This window comes from Sivoneniella epilithica UHCC 1019 (genome assembly GCF_040830845.1).
Taxonomy (GTDB): Bacteria; Cyanobacteriota; Cyanobacteriia; order Leptolyngbyales; family Leptolyngbyaceae; genus ULC077BIN1.
Genome location: NZ_JBFPDP010000001.1, coordinates 86,088 through 108,808 on the forward strand (window position 1 = coordinate 86,088; position 22,721 = coordinate 108,808).

Annotated in this window: 22 protein-coding genes; 13 read left to right on the forward strand and 9 right to left on the reverse strand. The window is 44.7% G+C overall.

Annotated elements, in window-relative coordinates; genetic code table 11:
* Positions 1 to 12: 12 nt before the first annotated feature.
* From AB3R30_RS00385 to AB3R30_RS00395, 3 genes are all read right to left on the reverse strand, one after another.
* On the reverse strand, positions 13 to 714 hold the full coding sequence (locus tag AB3R30_RS00385) for a TIGR04283 family arsenosugar biosynthesis glycosyltransferase (RefSeq protein ID WP_458647151.1): 702 nt from the start codon (positions 712 to 714) through the stop codon (positions 13 to 15).
* Between the two features lie 40 nt (positions 715 to 754).
* Positions 755 to 1,312: a glutathione S-transferase family protein gene (locus tag AB3R30_RS00390; RefSeq protein WP_458647152.1), complete on the reverse strand. Its 558-nt coding sequence runs from the start codon at positions 1,310 to 1,312 to the stop codon at positions 755 to 757.
* Between the two features lie 76 nt (positions 1,313 to 1,388).
* Complete coding sequence (locus AB3R30_RS00395; RefSeq protein WP_458647153.1) at positions 1,389 to 1,853, reverse strand: hypothetical protein; 465 nt, start codon at positions 1,851 to 1,853, stop codon at positions 1,389 to 1,391.
* Between the two features lie 311 nt (positions 1,854 to 2,164).
* Between AB3R30_RS00395 and AB3R30_RS00400 the strand changes: the two genes are divergently transcribed.
* Positions 2,165 to 3,097 (forward strand): tetratricopeptide repeat protein, encoded by a 933-nt coding sequence (locus tag AB3R30_RS00400; protein ID WP_458647154.1) that lies wholly within the window; start codon positions 2,165 to 2,167, stop codon positions 3,095 to 3,097.
* Positions 3,098 to 3,183: 86 nt separating this feature from the next.
* Here AB3R30_RS00400 and AB3R30_RS00405 read toward each other — a convergent pair whose 3' ends face one another.
* Together AB3R30_RS00405 and psaM are read right to left on the reverse strand one after the other, a co-directional pair.
* Positions 3,184 to 3,648 (reverse strand): slr1601 family putative cell division protein, encoded by a 465-nt coding sequence (locus AB3R30_RS00405; RefSeq protein ID WP_458647155.1) that lies wholly within the window; start codon positions 3,646 to 3,648, stop codon positions 3,184 to 3,186.
* 229 nt (positions 3,649 to 3,877) lie between these two features.
* A complete protein-coding gene (gene psaM, locus AB3R30_RS00410) occupies positions 3,878 to 3,973 on the reverse strand; it encodes a photosystem I reaction center subunit XII (protein ID WP_458647156.1) in 96 nt (31 codons plus the stop codon).
* Positions 3,974 to 4,270: 297 nt separating this feature from the next.
* On the opposite strand from psaM, the gene AB3R30_RS00415 reads away from it, so the two are divergent.
* Positions 4,271 to 5,071 carry a TerC family protein gene (locus tag AB3R30_RS00415; protein WP_458647157.1) on the forward strand — a complete coding sequence of 267 codons (801 nt, stop codon included), beginning with the start codon at positions 4,271 to 4,273 and terminating at the stop codon, positions 5,069 to 5,071.
* Positions 5,072 to 5,074: 3 nt separating this feature from the next.
* Here AB3R30_RS00415 and ndk read toward each other — a convergent pair whose 3' ends face one another.
* Positions 5,075 to 5,524, reverse strand: a complete 450-nt coding sequence (gene ndk / locus AB3R30_RS00420) for a nucleoside-diphosphate kinase (RefSeq protein WP_458647158.1) — start codon at positions 5,522 to 5,524, stop codon at positions 5,075 to 5,077.
* Between the two features lie 136 nt (positions 5,525 to 5,660).
* Between ndk and AB3R30_RS00425 the strand changes: the two genes are divergently transcribed.
* The 3 genes from AB3R30_RS00425 to AB3R30_RS00435 all read left to right on the forward strand — a co-directional run bounded on the left by AB3R30_RS00425 (position 5,661) and on the right by AB3R30_RS00435 (position 7,260).
* Complete coding sequence (locus AB3R30_RS00425; protein WP_458647159.1) at positions 5,661 to 6,026, forward strand: hypothetical protein; 366 nt, start codon at positions 5,661 to 5,663, stop codon at positions 6,024 to 6,026.
* 43 nt (positions 6,027 to 6,069) lie between these two features.
* Positions 6,070 to 6,387 carry a DUF6737 family protein gene (locus AB3R30_RS00430; protein ID WP_458647160.1) on the forward strand — a complete coding sequence of 106 codons (318 nt, stop codon included), beginning with the start codon at positions 6,070 to 6,072 and terminating at the stop codon, positions 6,385 to 6,387.
* Between the two features lie 72 nt (positions 6,388 to 6,459).
* On the forward strand, positions 6,460 to 7,260 hold the full coding sequence (locus tag AB3R30_RS00435) for a hypothetical protein (protein WP_458647161.1): 801 nt from the start codon (positions 6,460 to 6,462) through the stop codon (positions 7,258 to 7,260).
* A gap of 113 nt (positions 7,261 to 7,373) precedes the next feature.
* Here AB3R30_RS00435 and AB3R30_RS00440 read toward each other — a convergent pair whose 3' ends face one another.
* The 3 genes from AB3R30_RS00440 to AB3R30_RS00450 form a co-directional block, all read right to left on the reverse strand.
* Positions 7,374 to 7,586 carry a DUF2839 domain-containing protein gene (locus AB3R30_RS00440; RefSeq protein ID WP_458647162.1) on the reverse strand — a complete coding sequence of 71 codons (213 nt, stop codon included), beginning with the start codon at positions 7,584 to 7,586 and terminating at the stop codon, positions 7,374 to 7,376.
* Positions 7,587 to 7,645: 59 nt separating this feature from the next.
* Positions 7,646 to 9,205: an ATP-dependent DNA helicase gene (locus AB3R30_RS00445; RefSeq protein ID WP_458647163.1), complete on the reverse strand. Its 1,560-nt coding sequence runs from the start codon at positions 9,203 to 9,205 to the stop codon at positions 7,646 to 7,648.
* A 147-nt stretch (positions 9,206 to 9,352) separates the two neighbouring features.
* Positions 9,353 to 10,933, reverse strand: a complete 1,581-nt coding sequence (locus tag AB3R30_RS00450; RefSeq protein ID WP_458647164.1) for a pentapeptide repeat-containing protein — start codon at positions 10,931 to 10,933, stop codon at positions 9,353 to 9,355.
* Between the two features lie 408 nt (positions 10,934 to 11,341).
* On the opposite strand from AB3R30_RS00450, the gene AB3R30_RS00455 reads away from it, so the two are divergent.
* The 8 genes from AB3R30_RS00455 to AB3R30_RS00490 all read left to right on the forward strand — a co-directional run bounded on the left by AB3R30_RS00455 (position 11,342) and on the right by AB3R30_RS00490 (position 22,695).
* Positions 11,342 to 13,576 carry a GumC family protein gene (locus AB3R30_RS00455; RefSeq protein WP_458647165.1) on the forward strand — a complete coding sequence of 745 codons (2,235 nt, stop codon included), beginning with the start codon at positions 11,342 to 11,344 and terminating at the stop codon, positions 13,574 to 13,576.
* A gap of 105 nt (positions 13,577 to 13,681) precedes the next feature.
* Positions 13,682 to 15,070, forward strand: a complete 1,389-nt coding sequence (locus AB3R30_RS00460) for an oligosaccharide flippase family protein (RefSeq protein WP_458647166.1) — start codon at positions 13,682 to 13,684, stop codon at positions 15,068 to 15,070.
* A complete protein-coding gene (locus tag AB3R30_RS00465) occupies positions 15,063 to 15,995 on the forward strand; it encodes a glycosyltransferase family 2 protein (protein ID WP_458647167.1) in 933 nt (310 codons plus the stop codon). The genes AB3R30_RS00460 and AB3R30_RS00465 overlap by 8 nt, the downstream gene beginning before the upstream one ends.
* A complete protein-coding gene (locus tag AB3R30_RS00470; RefSeq protein ID WP_458647168.1) occupies positions 15,992 to 17,281 on the forward strand; it encodes an O-antigen ligase family protein in 1,290 nt (429 codons plus the stop codon). Before AB3R30_RS00465 ends, AB3R30_RS00470 begins: the two co-directional genes overlap by 4 nt.
* Positions 17,278 to 18,369, forward strand: coding sequence for a glycosyltransferase (locus AB3R30_RS00475; protein WP_458647169.1), 1,092 nt, complete (start codon positions 17,278 to 17,280; stop codon positions 18,367 to 18,369). The genes AB3R30_RS00470 and AB3R30_RS00475 overlap by 4 nt, the downstream gene beginning before the upstream one ends.
* A gap of 58 nt (positions 18,370 to 18,427) precedes the next feature.
* Positions 18,428 to 19,066: a serine O-acetyltransferase gene (locus tag AB3R30_RS00480; RefSeq protein WP_458647170.1), complete on the forward strand. Its 639-nt coding sequence runs from the start codon at positions 18,428 to 18,430 to the stop codon at positions 19,064 to 19,066.
* Positions 19,067 to 19,151: 85 nt separating this feature from the next.
* Positions 19,152 to 20,246, forward strand: a complete 1,095-nt coding sequence (locus AB3R30_RS00485; RefSeq protein ID WP_458647171.1) for a glycosyltransferase family 2 protein — start codon at positions 19,152 to 19,154, stop codon at positions 20,244 to 20,246.
* 124 nt (positions 20,247 to 20,370) lie between these two features.
* Entirely contained in the window at positions 20,371 to 22,695 is a 2,325-nt protein-coding gene (locus tag AB3R30_RS00490) for a WD40/YVTN/BNR-like repeat-containing protein (protein WP_458647172.1), read from the forward strand.
* Positions 22,696 to 22,721: the final 26 nt, after the last annotated feature.

A 22,721-nucleotide genomic window follows, 5' to 3' on the forward strand; every position in this document is an offset into this window, starting at 1 on the left:
AATCTTTATCACTTACTTGGTCGATCGATACCATTGGGCAAGAGTTGAAGAAGGGATGCCAACGAAGTATCCCAGGATCATCATTTGGTTAACTAAGGTAGTTTTGCAGATGCCGAGTGTTTTCCAGCGACGATCGCAAGTGGAAACTGTTGCTGCAACGATCGCCACTTTTCCGAGTTTATTTAACTGTTGCACCAGCACAAAGTCTTCCATAATAGGCAGATTTGGAAAGCCACCAAGCCTGTGAAATGTCTCAGCTTTCAAAAAAAGTCCTTGGTCGCCGTAGGGCATGTGCAATAAGTGCGATCGCCATTTTACGCCCCACTCCACCAACCGCAAGCCGATCTGTGACCCTGCGATCGCCAAATTGAACGCGCCCGCAACAACTCTAGGTTGCGCTAAAGTCTTGTGGATTAGAGAGTCGTAGCCTAGAGGTAAGCAGGTATCGGCATGGAGAAACAGCAGATTGGGAGCAGTTGCGATCGCGGCTCCTGCATTCATTTGAATCGCGCGCCCTGGTTGGGATTGAATCACCACTGCTCCAAATGCTTGAGCAATTTGAACCGTATCATCCATGCTGCCGCCATCAACCACAATCACTTCAATATCTGTGGCTGAGTATACCCTTATTAAAGTTTGGGCTAAGTAGGTACTCTCATTTAGCACCGGAATCACAATTGAGATTGCCACTAAAAAAGCAACTCTGCTAGGCAAGAGCTACAATTCTCAGGCGATCGCGTTGTATAGATCACGCTTACTTCATCCCTAGAATCGATTTTTGGCAAGGAGGGCGCTCAGATAATCGCTTCACATAATTGACCACAGCAGAATAGGCGCTTAAATCAAGCTGAAACAGCATTTGGCAATAGGCAAGCAAAGACCCGATCGCTACATCTGCCACAGTAAATGATTCACCCAAAATGAACGGCTGACTCTCCAATAAATCATTCAGCATCGTCATATGGCGCGGCAACTCTTTTTCCCGACTTGCATCTGAAGTCATAGCTGGACCAATAGTGGCATTGGCATAGTTAATCCATTGATTCAACAGCGATCGCCGCTCCAAAGAGAGACCCGGCTCGCCATACTTTTCGGCTAAATACAGCAAAATTGCGCCCGATTCCCATAGTTTAAAGTCTCCTTCCACAATGGCAGGCACCTTACCAATCGGATTAATTGCCAAAAAATCCGATTGGCGATGTTCACCCGCTTGCATATCTAGCAAGACAAATTCATAGGGAACTGCCAATTCTTCCAAATACCACTGAACAATTGATGCCCGACTGCGGGCACCCCCGTAAAGTTTTAACATTGGCTTCTCCATTGCAAAAAGTATTGAAAACTTTCAGTCATTCTTAGGTGAATAGCAATGACTGATCTAATTAGGTTTATAGAACTTTGTGAGTATGTTCATGCTGTTTAACATTATCTTCGGTGCTAACAGTGCGCTGCATATTAAGAACCCGTTTACGCTCAACCGAGAAGTTAAAGTCGCTTTTAGCAATGCCCACAGGAATATGCGCTTGGGCAATGGGGCGAGCTTTATAAGTCCGAGTTGCGGCGATTAAACGGGACGCAAAATCATCGCAAAACTGTGCGTCGGCGGGAAACTCAGCCGGAAGATGAACGGTGTTATCTGACAAAACGGCACCAAAGGTCGTTGCGATCGCGGTTGCATAGGAAGTCGCAATTCCTTTAAGAATGGCTTCTAATGCTGCTGAAGGAATGGGTTCAATCACTTGAACTTGATAAATTTCGCCCTCTTCTTTAATAAAACAGGTCGCTAAGCCTAGTACTACATAATCGTCTGCAACAAGACCAGACGTATCTAAATCAGCCATTGCAATGGTCATAAGTTGTTCTCGTTCATCCCTAGGAATGCATGGGCTGGATCAAGTTGTATTTTATCAACATCTATCGTGGCATGGAATAAGTGATCAGTTCGCAAATTTTGCGATCGCATCCGGAGCAAGGATGACCCACTGTGGAGATACAAAAAGTCGTGTGTTTCATCCCTTGCTGAGCTGTATCTTTTGCCTAATGACCTTTCAGAAATTTGATTCGTAGCCTGTGTAGGAACTAACAGAGAGATTTTTATCTAAATGCATCTCTAGGGTGATCTGTTTCAGTAGCTTATTAGTCTAATGATTAGACACATAGGCAAGTGACACAAAACTTCGGCTTTTTCAGGCGATCGCTCCATACAGTTAACCTATATTCACGTGAGAACGGTATGACCTTCCGCATGTATCCAATGCCATCACCCAGTTCTAGACGCTTGCGTCGCGTGACTCTATCTGCGGCAACAGCAGTTGCAAATCGAGAACAGCCAATGCACTTTTCTAAGCAAAATTTTTCTAAGCAAAGCGTCTATCGCCATGCCCTAGAATTTTCTCCAGCATCTTCGCTAAACCGGGAACAGTCACCTATTGGCTTGCCCAACGCTCACCTGAGTCGCACTGAGCAAGAAACCCTACTGCGACAACAAGCACTAAGCGACGCTCAACGCGGACACTATGCGGAAGCGATCGATTTATTTACCTGGTTAATTAACTACAATCCTGAAAATGTGAGCAGTTTCAACAATCGTGGATTGCTGTACTTTCAAACCGGAAACTTTAGTCAGGCATTAAAAGACTATAACCAAGCACTTCATCTCAATCCGCGATTGGCAAAGGTCTATAACAATCGGGCGAATTGTTATGTTGCCATGGGAGATTTAGAAGCCGCGATCGCAGATTATGAAACATCAATCGATCTCGATCCAATTGATATTCGGGTACGTCTAAATTTGGGAATTACGTTTCGAGACTTGGCATACTATGAAGCGGCGATCGAAACCTTTGATTTAGCGCTTCAAATCAGTCAGTTTTTGAACACAACCGATCTGATCGGAGTCTCTACCGCCGTAGAAGGATATTTATATACTGAACGGGGTCGCACCTACCATCTTTGGGGCGACTGGAACTACGCCATTGCAGATTATGACCGTGCCCTATCTCGCTTACCCCTGATAAGCTCTAAAACCGATACATCTTACAAAAAGCGTTTTCAAATTAACAATTGGTTAGATGAGCTTCTAAAACCATTGGGATAACAAAAATCCGTAAAATCTAAAAAATAAAGATGCTCAAATTTTTCTAGAGTTTAAGCATCTTTTCCGATTCACTAATTTTTTGTTTTTTAATGTTCTGCTTGTTTTGCCACAGGAGACGACTTGAAAGCTTTGACAGCATCAGCAGCAGGCGCTTTCCAAACAATTTGCCGCCGCTGTGGATCAATGCGTCCGGTTAACTCCTGCATTGATTCTCTGGCTTGGCTGGGGTCGAAGTAGTAGCTAAACTTAGATTGCACTTGTTGGACTCGGTTACCCGTAGACTTCACTGCCGCTTGAAGCTCTTGCAGTTTGATTTCTTGGGAGGAGCGATAAGGTAATAGCTGAAACAACGCACCAATGGCTGCGATTGAAAGCACTGCATTAACGGTTAGCTTAGCGGCTGCTTCATAGGCGATCGCTCGGTGAGGCTGAGTCCGTTTGCGAGGCTTTGCTTTGATCGTTGCTTGAGCTTTGGGTGCCTGAGCTTGGGGCACAACCCGCAAAGGTCTAGCAGATCGATTTTTGGGGGTTGGGGGTTTCAGTGCGTACATACTCAGAACTCTAACAACTCAAGAGCAAATTAAATTCACTACACTTTACTGCATTGTTCCCAATTGGGGGCAATAATTCAAAATGAATCTTTAAAGGAACTAAGCCTGTTTCGCTTCGCTGCTCTCCATTAACAAGACTGAATCTCCAAAATCTTGGATTTTCCGATCGCGCTAATTGTAGAACCAAATCTGCAAAACAGGCTAAGTATTTATGAACTAATAAGGAAGTTTACTTGTAAAGCTCTGTGGAAAGGCGAAACGCCAAAACTCCGGGAATCAAAGCAACTACGAGTGCAATAAAAACCTGACTATCTGATAAAGACATACTTTCAAGACTCCTAACTGGAATATTTGAAATCTATCGTCCTCTAATGTCGGCTACAATGCGCTCTTTCGGAACTATCTTGTTACAAGTTGCAATATTTGGGGCGGTGAACAGAGATCAGGGATAAGGGGTCAAGAGTCAGAACTAGAGTATTTGCCTCTCGCCTCTTGTCTCCCCTCCCTCGCCATTCGCCATTCGCGAAGCTACACGGCTTGGAGTGTCATAATCGATATCTACGTTGACTTTTTAAGAAATTACGTTGGTTTATCAGTATTGCTACTTTGAGAACACTAAATAATGGATCAATTGCTTAATTTTTCACCAAATTTTGGCACAGATACACTGCTTTTGCTTCCCGTTTTAGTGGCGTTAGAAGCGGTGCTTTCTGCCGATAATGCGATCGCCCTTGCCGCGATCGCCCAAGGTTTACAGGACAGCACCTTACAACGCCGTGCCCTCAACATCGGCTTAGTATTTGCTTATATTTTGCGGATGAGCTTAATTTTGACCGCAACTTGGGTGGCTAATTATTGGCAGTTTGAACTGGCTGGCGCACTCTACTTGCTGTGGTTAGTGTTTCAATATTTCACTTCCGGCTCAGAGGAGGGTGAAGAAAACCCCCATCATGGACCGCGCTTTAATTCTTTGTGGCAAGCGATTCCTGTGATTGCAGTGACCGATCTGGCGTTCTCTTTGGATAGTGTGACGACGGCGATCGCGGTTTCTAAGGAAACTTGGCTGATCTTAGTGGGTGCCACGATTGGAATCGTAGCGCTTCGATTTATGGCAGGGCTTTTTATCCGCTGGCTGGATGAATTTACCCATCTTGAAGATGCGGGTTACATTACCGTCGCGTTTGTTGGCTTACGATTGCTGCTGCGGGTGGTGAACGACAGCCTTGTGCCGCCGGAGTGGTTAATGCTAGCCGCGATCGCGCTCACGTTTCTATGGGGTTTTTCTCAGCGAAAAGAGGCATCTGACGGCGACTCCACGCCAGCAAATTTACTCAATTCAGAAAGCTTACCTGCCATAAAGATAGCTGCCCCAGAGGTATCTGAGGCAGCCGAATCACCGATTGAAACGAAACATAAGGTTTAGCCCCTACTCATAAATCCAGGCGATCGCCGCAGGCTCCCAACTCACCAATTCTTCAGGCTTAAACCAAAGCTTGATTTCCTGCTCTGCTGTTTCTGGGGCATCAGAGCCATGAATAATATTGCGACCTACATCAACCCCAAAATCGCCTCGCAGCGTTCCAGGTTCCGAATTAAGCGGGTTTGTTGCCCCAATAATTTTACGGGCAGAAGCAATCACTCCCTTCCCTTCCCAAACCATTGCTACCACCGGCGCAGACGTGATGAAATTCACTAGACCTGGGAAAAAGGGTCTTTCGCGATGCACTCCATAATGAGTTTCTGCAAGTTCGCGGCTAACGCTCATCAGCTTTAAGCCAACCAGAGTAAAGCCTTTCGCCTCAAAACGACGGATAATTTCACCAATCAGTTTCCGCTGCACTCCATCCGGCTTAATCGCCAAAAATGTCCGTTCCAAGGTTAACTCCTCAAAAATCCATCTATGTTACAGAATCCAGATTAGCTTAAATGAGGCACGAACCTCGAATGCCGAGTGCCGAATGTGGAATGCCCTCTTTTCTTCCTGGCGTTATGATGAGTGGATGAGAGTTAGGATGCCTGTGAACAAAAGTGATTCATTGGATGGGGCGGAGGCTAGGCGATTTCAGCTTTTTTGGTATTTAGTGCCTGTGGTAGGTTTTTTCCCAGCATTGTGGACGCTTTACTACCGTGAGGGTGGCAAGCAGCGTCAGGACTTGAGCCGAACAGTAGTGACGCTAACGATCGCGTGGCTGTTGGGCTACGTTTTGTTGGGCATTGGTGCAGAAACCTCAGACTCACTTTCTTTGCCGATGCTAGTCACCAATAGCTTATTAACATCGGGCTATTTTGTGGCAAACTTATGGCTGATGACGCGGCTGTGGCAACGAAAATCAGTACGGTTGCCCATCATTAGTAAGGTGGGGGATCGCCTACCTTAACCCTTCGTCAATAGATCTGCTTTGAAGATAGAGGATTAACGCGGTGTCTATCCTTGATTTATGGAAAGAGATGACCCCACCAAAAGAAGTAGTTCAGCAAACAAAAAATCAAGACATTCATCTGCCGACGGTGTGGAGCGATAAGCCGTGGTGGTGCCAGCCATGGTCAATTTTACTGAAGGGCAGTAGCCTGATTATCGGTAGTTGGTGGTTCCATCACCTCTGGGTAACGGTAATTGTGGCAATCCCTGTATTGGCATGGATGGGATTTTTTCTCTTGGTCTATCCCCCGTTAATGAAGAGGGAAGAAATGGGGGGAAATGTAGGCATAAGAGATGTTGACGGAACCGATAGTCGGTGAGTCAAACTGGGAACATTAAGCAAACGTTCTGTCCGCCTGTTTGTCACGTTGTTTCAATGGCGCTTTTTTGCCATGCCTATTCAAATTATTTCGCTCGATACTTGTCAAAAAATTCGTCAGCATATTGTCAACGCTTTGAGGGTGCCTAATGCGGAAAATCAGCCGCGATCGCAGACTGAGCTAAATGATGAAGAACCGCCAGAGCCGGATTCTTTGAGTGATCTAGGCAGTTTGTTCGGTTTAGGTGGAATGCCTGAACTGGAAACTTACGCCCCTAACTGTAATGGGCAATGGTTTATTAGCGCTGCCGATCCGGGAGCCGCTTTGATGAAACTGCCAGGGCTGAAGCTAAAACCTACTTTGCGATTGGTGACCTATTTACTTCGAGCAGGAACAGATGGCATGGGAGCAGTTTGGGCAGTGCCAGAAATGCTCAGCACTACGGCTCACCTCCAAAAAGTCCTCGGCGGCTGTGGTACAGGTGTTCTGCGAATTCCTCAGCCAGCGGGTGCGCTAGCCGATGTGATGGACTCGCTGGAGGGCGATCGCTCCCCGCTGTCGTTTTTGATTGCATCTATTTTGCGGCACGAATTAAAGGAAATGGGTGCTTTAGGAAAATCGTGTGATTGGTCCTATCATCGCTTGATCAACGCCTTACCCAGTCAACGAAACTGGCAATGGCGAGTGCCAACTCCACCCAAAGATCTATCGCCCAAGGTCATGATTTATCCAGACAACCGAGCCGCTACAGAGTTTTTTACCTGCCGCATTGCTGCACCTGTGGCAATTTATCAACATGTTGATCAGTATGCAGCCGATCACTATAAAGCAAATAGTATTAGCCGCGCGATCGCCATTCCCAAAAAAGTCTAAAGGAGGACGGAGTATGGCTAGAGTGCGGAGTGTAAAGCAGACTCAAAACTCAAAACTCAAAACTCAAAACTCAAAACTCAAAACTCAAAACTCAAAACTTTTAAAGCGCCCCCCTAATCAACCTGCCACCAACCCAAAGCCGGACCCACAAATCGCACGGTCAGCCACCAAGCAACTAGTAGCACAATTCCACCCCAAGCTCCGCGACTGCTCCATTTTACAAAGTCGCCTGATTGAGCTTTAGTGATCGGTAGCCAGGGAAGAATTCGGGGAGATTGTCCATATTCCTCGCCCAGGCTATCTTTCCGTCGTTTTGCGTCGCCCATAATCTTTTCACTGTTGATTCACTGTACCTATTCAGTTTAAAGCGATTAGTCTCAGACTTTCACTCTAAAACGGAATAGTCTGACCGAGAAAACAAGCTGGCATCAATATAGTTAATCCGCGCCATGGGGGTCATTGCTGCAAGCACATGATGTCCGTAGCTCCGATGAATCACACGACTATCAAGCAAGGCAACGACTCCTTGCCGTTCGCGGACGGGGGCGATCGCCCGTTGCAGTGCACTTAAGGCGGTGGGCAGCAAATATAAACGGAACCAATCTTGACGCAACTTTTTGTAATAGTTAACTCGTCCCGCAACGAGCGGATCTTCGAGGGAAGGAATGGGCAAGGTGGCGATCGCCAACAGATGCGGCGACGGCAACACCTGCTGATGCTGCCGCCAAAAATCCCAACCCGTAACTAACACGCCATTCTCATCTAGGCAGGTTCGTTCCACTTGCACTCTTGAGCCAAATTCTGACGCTAAAAGGGAGCCTACTTGAGCCTTCAGCGGCATATCCCCGACTAGCAGCACCGTCAAACCTGGTGTGCCTGAACTGACCCGGAGCAGCATGTGCATTTCCTGGATCAAGGCGGTCTGAAATTGCGGAGTATTGGGCAGGGGCAGTTTTTCAGGTAAATAAAGCTGAATGAGTTCTTCTTGGCGATCGGGTGAAAACTTAAGACATGTTACATCACCCACGCCCAATCGCTGACGATAAACCGTTGCCTCTGCTTCCAAATCGAGGGCACCTCCTATTAGCACAATCGGCTGTTGCTGCCAAATCGGTTCCATCCGAGCGGCAATGTCTGCCAAGCCACAGTGGAGTGAAAAAGAACCCTGGGGGCGGGCGAGGGTAGCCCAAGTGAGCGCTTCTTGGCGCTGGAGAGCATCCCAAAAGGCTTGCCATGGAGTGGGCAAACAGGCTGGGATGACGGGGGAGTCAGAAGTAGCTGAAGTGGTTGGCAACACTTGAAAAAAGTCTTGGAGCAGCTTTTGTTCGGACGGTTCAATCAGGTAGCAATCGTAAGGATTGGCAGGATGCTGAAAGATCGCTTTGGTCAACTGCACTCGCGTATCTCGGATGACATCGTGCTGTTCGGGGCAGGCAAGCATGAGCGCATCCCAATCGGCAGGCTGGAGGGGGTGGGTCAGTTGCGATCGCGCCCAGCTTTCCAAATCATCAGCACCATCTAGAATCGTGGGAATGCCTTGTGGGAAAAGTCCTTGGGGATTGAGGCGATCGCTCAGCCATGCTTCAGGAGTGGTCAACAGTAAGCCTTGAAAGTCTCCAGCAGGAAAGCGATCGCCCGTTTGAATTGCCTTCGGAAAGCGAATCCACTGGCGTAATTGGGGAATTTCCACCATCAGCAATCGCTGCTGAACGGCTTCCGATGCAACGACGATCACAGGGGCTTGCCACATTAAAACAGGCACCAAATAGCTGAGGCGATAGCGCTCGTGATAGCCAGAAAACGCACTGGTTTGAATCAGCGCACTTCTCCCCAGCCGTAGCGCTCGTGCTACTAACCGTGCCATGGTTAAATGGTGATGCCAATAGGGTTCGCCCTGCTGCCGTAGAAAGGCACGTAACTGCTGATGGACTTCTACCTCAATCACAAGCGATCGCTCTTCTGAAATGAATGAACTTCAATTTTGACATATGCAGTCTTCAATCATTGTGAGATTGGGCAGAACACGCAATGAATAGCCTGATCACCTTTATTAGTCCTCAGTCTATCTTTATTAAAAAACGACAGTGAAGAACTATTCCACCTCTATAGCAAGCTGAGGCGATCGCTCCATATCTTGAAAACTATGAATAAACTCAACTAATAGCCCAATGGTGGGTAAGCCGGGTTGTTTTTCGTCTGGCGCGATCGCGGATAGAGCATTTCCTGCCGCAGGCTTTGCCCATTTGCCAAAATGTGGATTGTTATAAATTGCGAGGGCTTGATTGGTCGAGGTCATTAAAGTCGTCTGAGTTGGTGAAGCAAAGAATTTCACTTTAGTCAGCAGTGTTGCTAACTCAGATGAAAAAGTGACTGGATCAGCAGTGCCTCTAATCGTACTCAACGTGCGATCGACCCACTCTGTCAAAGTAGAGTTTTTGAGCTTACTACCACTATTGGCTGATTGCAGAATATCCAACACTGATAGCAAATTACTCTGCATATGAACGGCATCCTTAAACGGACAAATTGCTAAATAGGCGGTCATAAATAACTGAGTGTCATCTTGCATTTCAAACGTTAGCGTGGTTCGCCGTCGCCCAATTTGAATATTAGGCGGCTCCATGGGCACTTGATAGTGCGTTGCTAGCTGGCGATAGGCGATCGCTAACGCATAATGAGCATCTTGGTCAAACGTAGCATCCACCGTTAGACTAACTGTTGGCGGTGCCTCATGAAAAAAGGCGTTGATGCTAGCGGCATCTAGCTTATAAATTTTGCTTTGATCCCCGTTAGGGCTAAGGTCTACCCATTCACAAATCATGCCTTCCGTTTTAATGCCAAAGCGCAACACCCCATACAATTTAGCGCCGCTGAGAGTCGCGCCACTCAAGTCGGCTCCTGCCCAATCTACATCAATCAGGCTGGCGCGGGTGAGATCAGCATGGACTAAAATAGTTCCCAAAAGATTGGCATTGCTCAGGTTGACTCCCGTTAAATTTGCACCGCTCAGACGCGCCCCACTGAGGTCTGCCCAGCTTAAATCAGCACCGCTCAGATCCGCCCAGCGCAAATTGGCTCCGCTCAAGTTGACACCCTGAAGATTCGCCCGACTTAACGTGGCTTGGCGCAGTTCTGTATGGCTGAGGTCGGCACCGCCTAAATCAGCGCTGCTGAGATCGGCACCGTGCAGATTTGCCATCGCCAGATTAGCACCCGTAAAGGTTGCCCATTTCAGGTCGGCTCGGCTCAAGTTGGCATGGCTAAGATTAACACTTCTCAACTTGGCATCCTTCAAATCTGCCCCAGATAAATTGGCATAGCTCAGGTTTGCTCCAGATAAATCAGCCCGCGCCATTTCGGCACGCACCAAAGACGCTTGACGCATCTCCGCTTTACTCAAATCTGCTAAGGTCAGATTGGCAACGTTAAGGTTAGCTTCATACAGGTTGGCTTTAGTCAAATTTGCACCGCTTAGCTTCGCCACATTCAGCTTGGCTTTGCTGAGATCGACTTCACTCAAATTACTGCCACACAAGTTTGCCACGGTGAGGTTAGCACCACTGAGGTTTGCTTGGCTCAGGTTGACTCCACTTAAGTTCGCTTCAGTCAGGTTTACGGCTGGAAAATTTCGTTCTCCTGTGGCGTACTGTTTTAAGATTTCCTCGGCATTCATCAGGTACTCCTCTGCAATTATCCCTGGCTGTCTTTCATCAGGGTTCCCTAACCCGCTTATTTCACACTCTTAAGCATAGATTTATTCAATGGGGTTCTAAGCGGATTTTAGAGCTAGATGTATTTATTAATAGTGCCTATGGAGAATGGATATGCTGTAATTTTTAGAGAATATTTTCTTTGTGTAATTGCGATCGCACTCTTTTTAGTCGCATAAAAACAAAATGAATCATTGATCCCCTGAGTGGGTAGTACGCTCAAATTAATAGGAGAAAATAAGTGAATATAGTGCAAAATTTGAACTTCCGCCCAGTTCAATGAACTTTCTCTGGAGAATGAGTCAGCCATTTGGAGGTACTTCATTTAATTGATAGAGTAGAGTCACCTCTCTCCTCTAATAAAAGCCCGTATGGAACCCCAGTCTTACCCAGAAGATATTGATTTTGGCAAATACGGGTTGATCTTAAAGCGGCACTGGTTACCTGCTGGAAGTGTTTTTTTACTCGTCTTATTACTAGCCGCGATCGCAACAACGTCGCAAAAATCTGTCTATGAAGCACAGGGTCAGGTTCTTTTTAGGAAGAGAGATACCACTTCTGCGCTGCTCACAGAAGGCGCAGCAAAGGTCGGTGAATTGGAATCGCTTAGCCAACAAAATACTCCAGTAGATACAGAAGCGGAAGTCCTGCGATCGATCCCTTTAGTTCAAAAAACTATTACAACCCTAAACTTAAAAAATAAGGATGGAAACCCACTTGAGCCAGAAAAAGCCCTAAAAGATTTAACGGCAAAGGGAATTAAAGGAACAGACGTTTTACTGGTTTCTTACAAAAGTGCCAATCCGAAAGAGGCAGCAGCCTTCGTGAATCAGCTGATCAAAACATACTTAGATAGCAATGTTCTTGTCAATCGCACTGAAACCACAGCCGCTCGTAAATTCATCACTCAGCAGCTTCCAAAAACTGAAGAGGAATTACAGCAAGCAGAAATTAAGCTGCGTAACTTTAAAGAGAAAAATAGTGTCGTTAGTCTAGCGGTTGAATCAGAATCAATCGTTAGCTCTATCGCAACATTTAATAATCAGATTGCTACCGCTCAAGCCCGATTGGCTAACGTATCTGCTCAGATAACTGCTCTTTACAAACAATTAGGGTTAAGCTCTGAAGATGCGATCGCTTTAAGCTCTCTTCGCCAATCTTCAGGGGTTCAAAAAGCGTTAACTGAACTCCAGCAGATTGAATCACAACTCGCTATTCAGAGATCTCGCTACCAAGATTCCAGCCCCATAGTCATTAATTTGCGAGAAAAACAGGCATTTCTCAAAGCTCTGCTCAAGGAACGAATTGAGCAAGTTATTGGTAGTCAGCAACCCATCCCTTCCGCTAGCTTGCAAAGCGGTGACTCTGCCCAGGCGGCACTGGCTGACAAACTAATTGAGAACTTTGTTAGCAGTGAGGTTGCGCGTTTAGGCTTAGTTAATGAGCTAAATTCGTTATCGAGATCGCAAGGTTTGTATCGACAGCGCGCTAGCACATTGCCCCAATTGGAACAGAAACTACAAGGATTAGAGCGGGAAGTTGGGACTGCAAAATCTAACTATGAGCTTCTAGTGAAAAGATTGCAAGAAGTTCAAATTGCAGAAAATCAAAATTTAGGAAATGCTCGTGTAGTTGCACCAGCAACTGTTCCGAGTCAACCTATTGCTTCAAAAACAAAGCTGATTCTAATTGGTGGTTTTATTGTAGGGGGTCTACTTTACATCGTGACTGCTTTTGTCCTTGAGCTAACAGACTCTTCAATCAAAACAACCAAAGAATTACGCAGTGTGTTTAAGTATCCCTGGATTGGTTTGATTCCTCTAACTCAAAAAAGCTTCAAGAAAGGTTCAGAGTTTCACTTCTCAGCACTTCCTGTTAAAGATGCTCCTCTCAGTTTGGTTAGTGAATCTTACCGGATACTTTACTCTAACTTCAAATTTTTAAAGCCTGACCAAGGTTTGAAGACTATTGTTGTTACTAGCTCAGTTTCCAAAGAGGGCAAGTCTACAGTTTCCGCGAACCTAGCACTGTGTATCTCGCAGTTAGGAAAGAAAGTTTTACTCGTCGATGCAGATTTGCATCATCCAGTTCAGCACCATATCTGGAATTTAACGAATACATCTGGCTTAAGCGATTTAGCCATTAACTCTGTCGCTGCCAAAACAGTCATTAAGCCAGTTCAAGAAAATCTTGATGTGCTGTCTGCTGGAACGATTCCGCCAAACTCTTTAGCGATTATCGACTCTAGCCAGATGGCTACTTTAGTAGAGGAGTTTTCTCAAATTTATGATCTTGTGATCTTTGATACTCCGCCTCTTCTTTTTGTTTCTGATGTTTTAGTCTTAGGAAGAATGGTTGATGGTATTTTGCTAATTGCTCGTCCTGGGGTCATTGATGTTGCCAGTGCTACAGGAGCTAGAGATTTGTTGGCTCAGTCTAATCAAGAAGTTTTGGGTTTAGTGGTGAATGGTGCGATAGAGGGAAATGAACCTATCAGCTATCTCCATCAGGGTAAGGCTTATCACAAGGACAGAGCGACTTTGGGAAATCGACCTAATTTAGCTCATAAAGTGCTTACCTTTTTAGGTATTGGGAAACCTAGATAAAAAATCTATTTAGGTTCTTGTGCTGATTAGATTTTTCACCGGATTCTGCATCAATCGTTAACGCTTGCAAACGACTACTCCATCATCTTCTTCTAGAAAAATCCTATGAGCATTCGCGCAAAAGTAATGGCTGGTGGTTTTTATCTTGCTGTTCGCCAATCGATCGGCATGGTAATCAGCCTTGGTGGGGTGTTGCTTCTTACTCGGTTAATTGGACCTGAGAATTATGGTCTTTATACCGCAACGTTTGGAATTGCCTGGTATTTGCAAATTATTAGCCAACTGGGAATTGAGGTGTATCTAGTTCGACGGGAAGAGCGTGAAGAACATGTCAATGTTTACCATCAAGCATTCACGCTTTTATTAATACTAGGATTTGTTGGCATGGGCGTTGGTATTCTTAGCATACCGCTCCTGCAATCATGGACACGTTTGGAGGGATTTGCTGCTGTTGCCCAGTCTATTTTCCTTACTTTGCCGATTGTCTTGGTTGCTCAAGTTCCTATGGCAAAGATTGAGCGAGATTTGGACTATAAGCGGGTTGCGATCGTTGAACTGGCTAATCAGGTCATTTTCTTTTTAGTTGCAATTCCCCTAGCTTTTCAAGGGTGGGGAGTATGGGCACCAGTTGCGGGGTGGTGGGTACAACAAATTCAATCACTTTTGTTATTGCTTTGGGTGACCCGCTATAGACCTAGATTTTACTGGGATACTAAATTAGTTCGACAAATGCTGGGTTACAGTGTTGGGTATTCAGCGTCATCCTGGATTTGGCAGGCTCGCATTCTTGTAAGTCCAATGATCGTTGGTCGCTATGCGGGCGCTGAGGCTGTTGGCTATATTGCTTTAGCGAGTCGGATGGTTGAAGTCCTTGGCTTTATTAAAAATGTAACTTGGCGGCTTTCAATTGCTGCACTGGCGAAGGTTCAAGATGATAAAGAGCGGTTACGTAAAGCGATCGATGAAGGGATGGGGTTACAAGTTCTCGCTCTGGGACCTCCATTAGTATTTCTAGCATGGGTGCTTCCCCTCATATTACCCATTCTATTTGGTGTTAAGTGGTTGCCTGTGTTGCAGGTGTATCCATTTATTGCTTTAGCATCTCTCACGAATTCGCTATTTAATTTGCACTGCTCGGTTCTGTATGTTTTACAGAAAAATTGGGAGGTGACTATATTTCATTTAGTCAACGTCGTTATTTTTGCAGTTGGTGCTTTAGTGTTAATTCCTCAGCTAGGACTTGTAGGATATGGCTGGGCTGAAATAGCTGCATTTATTAGTTATGGAATCATTCACAGATATGCCACTCGTAATGTTAGTCAATTTAACTATGGGTTGCCAATATTATGGTGGGCTGCTTTTGGAGCGGCATTGTTTGTCTGGCAACTTGGATGGTGGATGATTGGGGGTTTAGTTATTGCTGCAATGGTTCCTGCTACCCATCAAAAAATACAGAGCTATATTGTGAGTTTTAAGGAAAGTAGGCATGAGTGAATCTCCCTTAGTCAGTATTTTGATTAACAACTATAACTATGGGCATTTTTTAGGAGATGCGATCGATAGCGCGCTGAACCAGATTTATCCTCATGTTGAGGTCATCATTGTAGACGATGGATCAATCGATGATTCACGACAGGTCATTGCTCAATATGGCGATCGCATCAAGTCAATTCTTAAAGAGAATGGAGGGCAAGCCTCTGCATTTAATACTGGTTTTTTAGCGAGTCGAGGGCAAGTTATTTGTCTCTTAGACTCTGATGATATGTTTTTGCCGACGAAGATACAAAGAGTTGTAGAAATTTTAGGAAACCAGCAAGAGCTTGGTTGGTGTTTTCATTCTTTAACTGCCGTTAATACTGAAGGATCTGCAATTATTGCTGATGAGGAGTATTTTCCTCAAAAAATTAGGTATATCTCTTCCAAGCAGGATGTTCGATCGCAAATGCTTTGGGGAAAGTTAGGGAGTCCATTCATAATTCCTGCTACTTCTGGTTTATGTTTTACTCGTCTACTTCTGAGTCAAATTCTGCCAATGCCTGAAGAAAAAGAAGTTTCTTTAAGCGATAGCTATATCAAATTTGTGGCATTAGGATTAAGTGCAGGTTTTATATTAAAAGATGAATTAGCATTACAAAGACTGCATGGTAATAATCTTTTTACGGGTCAAAAAGATCATCAGAAAAGTGCAAAGATTCACATTTTGACCGCTTATTGGATGAAGGTAAATTTTCCGCAGTTAAGCAGATTTGCTAACAACATTTTTGCTGCTGGCGTAAAAGAATTTAAAGACCATAAGCGTTCTACCTCTACAGTCGAACCAGACGTTCAAGAGTGTATTCGCAAATATTTTGCGATCGCCAATTTGACAGACAGAATCCAAATTTTGTCCAAGCTTTTCTACTACCGCTTCAAGTCATGAATCCACTACTTAACCTATTTGAAAAAGGGTTCACTGTTTTCGGGCTGATTTTTTTCACAGGCGTACTCTCCTTCGATAGCTTATACATTAGTCCAGATCCTAGAGCAGATGCAGCAGCAGCATACAATCCAATTTATCCTGTGCTATCCATCATTCAACTAGCAGTGTACGGCATTACCACACTGTTACTAATTGCCCGATGGCGCGGTTCAATTCAAACGGCACTTCGTAATAAATTAGTTTGGGGACTTGTTGGTCTAGTTCTTGTTTCGTTCTTCTGGTCTGATTTTCCTGATGTATCTTCTCGAAAAGGGTTTAATGCAGTTCAAACCGCCCTTTTTGGTTTGTATGTGGCATCCCGGTTTAGTTTAAAAGAGCAATTACGTCTATTAGCCTTGTCTCTGGGAATAGTTGCGATTATTTCCTTACTGTTCAGCTTGGCATTTCGGGGAACCGCAATTGAAACTGGCGCAAATGCTGGAGCATGGCGAGGTCCTTTTACTCAAAAGAATCTACTTGCTCGTCTAATGACATTATCAGTTCCTGTTTGCTTACTAGCGGCAATGCAAAAAGATAAACGCCCCTATTTTTTCTGGCTTAGTGGCTTTATTTCATTTATCTTATTATTTCTTTCTGGTTCTAAAACGGCTCTATTAATTTTCATCAGTCTGATGATATTGTTGCCGCTTTACCGAGCTTTGCGCTGGAAAACAACGATTACTATTCCACTTGTAATCACACTGATTATTATTGGAGGTAGTATTGGTGCTGTCATAGTTGGCAACTGGGAAAGCTTACTGCTATCTTTAGGCAGAGATCCTTCACTGAGCGGTCGAACAGTGCTTTGGGAGGTAGCCCTGGAAAAAATAGCTGAACGTCCTTGGATTGGTTATGGTTTTCAGGGTTTTTGGCAACCAGATGGTGAGGCAAATGCTGTATGGAAAGCTGTTCAATATAAGCCACCTCACGCACACAATGGTTATATCAATACAGCGTTGGATTTAGGTTTGATTGGGCTTATCTTTTTCACTATTAGCATTGGCAATGTATATATTCGTGCAATTGGTTGGCTACGAATAGATAAAACAACTGCTGGCTTATTACCTATCATCTATGTCACGTTTTTCTTTATGTATAACCATACCGAAAATACTATTGTTGAACACAACTCAATTTATTGGGTTATGTTCATTGCAATGGCGTTGTCTATAAGACAACTTAGAGTTTCGCACCCTAGCGACGAATATTTGAGAAACAATATTTCCTCTTTGGATGGGCAATTGTGACAGATCTAGCAATATTTCTAATGGACTTAAGGGGAGGCGGTGCTGAACGAGTCATGCTGAACCTGACGAATGGTTTTACTGAAAAAGGCTTAACCGTTGATCTTGTGTTAGTGCAGACTGTTGGTGCTTATTTGTCTCAAGTTCCCCCGAATGTACGAGTTGTAGATTTGAAGGGACAGCGATTATTAACGAGCCTACCGGCACTCGTGAAGTATTTAAGACAGGAGAAGCCCAAAGTTTTAATGTCTGCTTTAGAGGACACGAACATGGTGGCGATTTTGGCAAAACATCTTTCAGGCGTTGCTGTTCAAGTCGTGGTTACAGTCCATAATCATCTTTCTGCCGAGATTCATAATGCAACGCAATTGAAACGTCGCTTTGTACCCCATTTAATTCGGTGGTTTTATCCTGGAGCCGATGCTGTAGTTGGGGTTTCCCATGGAGTGGTTCAAGACCTCCAGCGGTTTGGTTCGCCCTCTGCTAAAACCCATACTATTTATAATCCAATTGTTACTACTGAGTTATTAAAAAAAATTCGAGAACCCTTAAATCATGCATGGTTTAAGCCTGATCAACTACCCGTTATTTTGGCAGTTGGACGACTTGATCGGCAAAAAGATTTTATGACTCTAATCAAGTCTTTTGCTCAAGTGAGACAACAGCAACCATCACGGCTAGTTATTTTGGGAGAAGGCACAGAGCGCTCTAATTTAGAAGCTTTAATTGCTCAACTTGGTTTATTGGATGATGTTAGTTTGCCAGGATTTGTGTCCAACCCCTACACCTACATGGCGCATTCAAGATTGCTAGTTCTTTCATCCGCGTGGGAAGGATTTGGTAATGTTTTAGTTGAAGCAATGGCTGCTGGAACTCCAGTTGTTTCTACTGATTGTGAAAGTGGTCCAAGTGAAATTTTGGGAAATGGACAGTATGGAAAACTTGTAAAAGTAGGAGATGTGGCTGGGATGACTGAGGCAATTATAGACACGCTTCAAGAACAAACTAAAACTCAAGTTTTGCAACAACGGGCTGATGAGTTTTCTTTAGAAGCTGCATTACTAAAATATCAGCAGTTACTAAATATTTAGTTGAAGCGTAATTTTTTATTTATTTGAATGCTTTTATTCACTATAACTCAGTGTTTTAATGGAAAAACAAAGTGGCTTTGCAGAGGCTTTAAAGGCTTGGTCAACTATGGTAGATGAGTTGAAGGCAGATATCGATAGATATGTCCTCTTAAACTCATCTCACTGGTTCGTTGCTGTTTTAGGAACAAAAGGAATTTGGGCGAGTACCCAGTATCGAGTAAGTCGATGGGTTCACTATTATTTTCATTTCCCAGTTATTCGTCTAGTTCTCAAATTATTGTGTTTTGTTTCACAAAAAGTTATGGAGACTATAGCGGGTTCAGAAGTGCCGAACCGAGCAAAAATAGGTAAGGGTATTCTAATGCCCCATACGAATGGAATTGTTATTCATATCGATGCGGAATTAGGCGATTACTGCAATGTAAGTCAGCAGGTAACGATTGGGATTGGTGGAAGGGGAGAAACCCGGGGAACTCCGAAGATTGGCGATCGCGTTTTTATTGGTCCAGGAGCAAAAATATTTGGTGCAATTACAATTGGGAATGACGTAGCAATTGGCGCTAATGCAGTTGTGACAAAAGATTTGCCAGATAATGCAGTTGCGGTGGGTATTCCTGCCAAAGTAATAAGCTATGAAGGCTCTCAAGATTTCGTGATTTATCGTAAAGAACTTGACCAAATTGATCAGTCAGTCTAATGCACTGGTGATAAGCTGTTATGAATTTAAAATTTTTAAGGCGATCCCAGCCAGGAAAGGGGGACAACTTCCTGAATACCCTTGAATGATGAACAGCTTAACCATGCAGCTAAATATTAGTATTGGTGTTCTGGCTTATAACGAATCTCTTTCTATTCGCCAAACCTTAACTTCTCTGGTACAGCAAAGTCTATTGAGTCAAGCGAATTCCGATGTGAGCATTGAGATTATTGTTGTGCCTAATGGTTGTACTGATGACACTGCAACTGTTTCTCGGTCTACGCTTGAAGAATTAGTTACTCCTTCTGTTTATCCTCAAGTTTGTTGGCAAGTTTGCGAGTTAACACAGGCTGGAAAGTCCAACGCATGGAATACTTATGTACACCAACTATCTAAACCAAGTGCAAAGTATTTGTTCTTGATGGATGCTGATATTGAATTTCTTCAGCCTGATACCCTGTCTTCAATGATAGACGTATTAGAAACAATGCCGAATGCGTGGGTTGCAGTAGATAAACCAATTAAGGACATAGCATTAAAACAGAAGAGGAGCTTAATGGAAAAGCTCTCGGTTTTAGCGTCTGGTTTATCAGAGAAAAAAAGTATCGAAGAGAGTTCAGCCTGGATCTGTGGACAACTCTACTGCAGTAGGTCAGAGATATTACATCAAATCTGGCTGCCCACTTGTTTGCCAGGAGAGGATTCTTTCATATACACCATGGTTGTTACTGATGGACTGCAATCATCTGCCGACCCAAATCGAGTCATTCTGGCAAAGTCTGCATCACATACTTTTGAAGCATATACGCAAGTTGATCGCTTATTGCGACATGAAAGGTGGCTTATTATCCTTGATACTGTCAACAAACTAATTTATAAATATCTTGAAGATATGGATGATTCGCAACAGCACGCAGGATCACTAGTTAAAAAACTAAATGAGGAAGATCCCGATTGGCTTGGCAAATGTATTCAGAGAATGACTATCGTGAAAGGATGGTGGCTTATTCCACCCTTTATTCTGACGCGCCGATTCCAGAGTCTCCGATACAAGTCATTTGGGAAAGTAGTTCTTCTATTCCCACTTTCTATCTGTGCCTTTTTGGTTGATTTGATGCTTGCGCTACAAGCCAACTTTGAGTTACATCAAGGGAGTGATTTGGGGTATTGGGGGAAGTAAAAGTAACAGCCTTAACTTGAAATCCTATAAGTTTTTATCAGGAATGATGACATTATGAAACTTTTACTTTTGAAATACGAATGACCGCAATTTGTGTTGGTATATCAAAGAAAAAGGTGATCATATGTCAATCCAACTTCAGCAACACCAGCCCAGCATCCTTGCTGTTGTGATCGTATGCATCACTTTTAGTTTCACAGGCTGCACTAATATCCAGCTTTCATCTGGCTGTTCTTTATCTTCTCTGCCTACAACAACTCAGTTCAATCCTGCTCTTGTTTCCTCGGAAGCTACTTCCCGTGTTCAATCGGGATCTTATACTTGGAACAATGTGGCGATCGCCGGGATGGGGTTCGTTACAGGGTTGGTGATTCATCCTAAAGAACGTGACCTGATTTACACTCGCACGGATGTTGGAGGCGTTTATCGTTGGAACGCAGCAACATCTAGCTGGGTGCAACTGATGGATAAGCAGCGCGATCGCTACAACATTGAGAGCATTGCGCTCGATCCAAGCAATCCAAACGTAATTTATGCCGCAACAGGGGCTTACACCCGTGATGCCAATGGCGACGTGTTGAAGTCGATTAATCGAGGCGCAACTTGGACTTTAACTAACCTACGAACTTCTGCAGGTGCGCGGCTGCGGATGGGAGGGAATGAGGAGTGGCGCTGGGCAGGAGAACGGCTGGCAGTTGATCCCAATAATAGTCAGATTGTATATTTCGGGTCTCGGTTGGATGGGTTGTATCGAAGTGATGATGGAGCAAAATCCTGGCAACCTGTCGAGAGTTTTCCCAGTAAGGGAACGCAGGGAGGAATTGCATTTGTCGTGTTTGATCCTCGCTCTCGTCAAGGCGATCGCTCTTCCAAAACCGGATCTCAAGTCCTTTACGCCGGGGTGATGGGTCAGGGCGTTTATCGCAGTGAGGACGGCGGAAAAACTTGGTCATTGCTAGCCGATGGACCTGACTCCAGCCAAAATCCTCAACAAGCAATGATTGCAGCGGATGGAACGGTGTACATCACCTTTTTTACCACACCATCCAATCCTCAAGGCAGCGTTTGGAAATACCAGGCTGGGATATGGGCACAAATTACTCCTCAAAGTGGAAAGAACTATTCCGCGATCGCGGGTTATGCTCAAGACCCAAAGACTGTCATGGTTGCGACCTATCCGTTCACCCCAGAAGGATTGTATCGGAGTACCGACGGGGGAACTCAGTGGCAATCCATCAAGCCGAATGTGGAAGCGGTGAAATGGTGGCCCAAATGGCACTTGTATACCTTAACGGGGGGGCTAGCCATCAATCCCTATCAACCTAAGCAGGTCTGGCTCACTACAGGCTTTGGGGTCATGCGAACCGATGACATCACAACCTCTGCATCCCAGTGGTGTACCTATATGAACAATTTGGAAGAACTGGTGGTGTTTGTCGTGAAAAGCCCTCCCGTTGCAGGAGAATCGCATCTCTTTAGCGGGGTTGCTGATATGCAGGGATTTAGACATGAATCGCTTTCCTCTATCCCTAGCCAAACCTATGATAATGGGAAATTTAGCGATACTACAGGCATCGATTTCTCTGAAGCTGATCCCAAAATTATCGTGAGGGTTGGTAGTTTTCCAGGCAAAGGCGGACGGGAAGATAGTCAAGGACAGGGGGCTTATTCTAGCAATAATGGGCAAACTTGGGACTCTTTTATCAACTTGCCCGTGGGGGCAGCAAATGGCAAAGTAGCAGTATCGGCAACGCTTCAAGCCAACGGAAAACCGATTATCGTTTGGGCACCTCAAGGCGATGTTTTTCCGCAGCGATCGTTGGATGGCGGTAAAACCTGGCTATCTATGCAAAATGCTCCAAATCAGACCACTGCACAACTGTGGTTTTCCAATCAGCCGATCGCGTCAGACCGAGTAGATGGTGAATTATTTTATCTTTACAAGTACAGCGATCGTCCTAATCAGGGAGCGTTTTACCGAAGTACAAACAGCGGCGCAACCTGGCAAAAAACTGTAACGGGACTACCCAATTTTTATCTGCATTCAGTTAAAGCCGTTCCTGGAATGCGAGGAGAGGTTTGGTTGAGTATTCATAACAACCGCCTGTATCGTTCTAGTGATGCAGGTTTGTCATTCACTAAACTGGCTCAAATTCAACAGGCAAATGAAGTCGCGTTTGGAAAACCAGCCCCCGGACATCAAAACCCGTCTACATTTGTTTATGGAACTATCAATGGTGTTGAAGGGCTGTTCCGCTCCGATGATGCAACGATGCTGCCCGGAGATGCTGCGAAAGCAAAATGGATCAAAATCTCGTCAGACCAACAGAGACTGAGCAACATAAATTTTTTAGAGGGCGATCGCCTGATATTTGGACGAGTTTATCTGGGTACGGGAGGACGTGGCATTTTATATGGGGATCTTGGGAATCTCAACATTCGACATTGAAAAGCAAAGACCCCATATTTTTAACG

What these genes read in the sequence shown, in the direction of transcription:
- AB3R30_RS00390 (WP_458647152.1), bottom strand. Translation starts at nt 1,312, where the DNA reads ATGTTAAAACTTTACGGGGGTGCCCGCAGTCGGGCATCAATTGTTCAG.
- AB3R30_RS00395 (WP_458647153.1), bottom strand. Translation starts at nt 1,853, where the DNA reads ATGACCATTGCAATGGCTGATTTAGATACGTCTGGTCTTGTTGCAGAC.
- AB3R30_RS00405 (WP_458647155.1), bottom strand. Translation starts at nt 3,648, where the DNA reads ATGTACGCACTGAAACCCCCAACCCCCAAAAATCGATCTGCTAGACCT.
- psaM (WP_458647156.1), bottom strand. Translation starts at nt 3,973, where the DNA reads ATGTCTTTATCAGATAGTCAGGTTTTTATTGCACTCGTAGTTGCTTTG.
- AB3R30_RS00415 (WP_458647157.1), top strand. Translation starts at nt 4,271, where the DNA reads ATGGATCAATTGCTTAATTTTTCACCAAATTTTGGCACAGATACACTG.
- AB3R30_RS00425 (WP_458647159.1), top strand. Translation starts at nt 5,661, where the DNA reads ATGCCTGTGAACAAAAGTGATTCATTGGATGGGGCGGAGGCTAGGCGA.
- AB3R30_RS00435 (WP_458647161.1), top strand. Translation starts at nt 6,460, where the DNA reads ATGCCTATTCAAATTATTTCGCTCGATACTTGTCAAAAAATTCGTCAG.
- AB3R30_RS00440 (WP_458647162.1), bottom strand. Translation starts at nt 7,586, where the DNA reads ATGGGCGACGCAAAACGACGGAAAGATAGCCTGGGCGAGGAATATGGA.
- AB3R30_RS00450 (WP_458647164.1), bottom strand. Translation starts at nt 10,933, where the DNA reads ATGAATGCCGAGGAAATCTTAAAACAGTACGCCACAGGAGAACGAAAT.
- AB3R30_RS00455 (WP_458647165.1), top strand. Translation starts at nt 11,342, where the DNA reads ATGGAACCCCAGTCTTACCCAGAAGATATTGATTTTGGCAAATACGGG.
- AB3R30_RS00460 (WP_458647166.1), top strand. Translation starts at nt 13,682, where the DNA reads ATGAGCATTCGCGCAAAAGTAATGGCTGGTGGTTTTTATCTTGCTGTT.
- AB3R30_RS00465 (WP_458647167.1), top strand. Translation starts at nt 15,063, where the DNA reads ATGAGTGAATCTCCCTTAGTCAGTATTTTGATTAACAACTATAACTAT.
- AB3R30_RS00470 (WP_458647168.1), top strand. Translation starts at nt 15,992, where the DNA reads ATGAATCCACTACTTAACCTATTTGAAAAAGGGTTCACTGTTTTCGGG.
- AB3R30_RS00480 (WP_458647170.1), top strand. Translation starts at nt 18,428, where the DNA reads ATGGAAAAACAAAGTGGCTTTGCAGAGGCTTTAAAGGCTTGGTCAACT.
- AB3R30_RS00485 (WP_458647171.1), top strand. Translation starts at nt 19,152, where the DNA reads ATGATGAACAGCTTAACCATGCAGCTAAATATTAGTATTGGTGTTCTG.
- AB3R30_RS00490 (WP_458647172.1), top strand. Translation starts at nt 20,371, where the DNA reads ATGTCAATCCAACTTCAGCAACACCAGCCCAGCATCCTTGCTGTTGTG.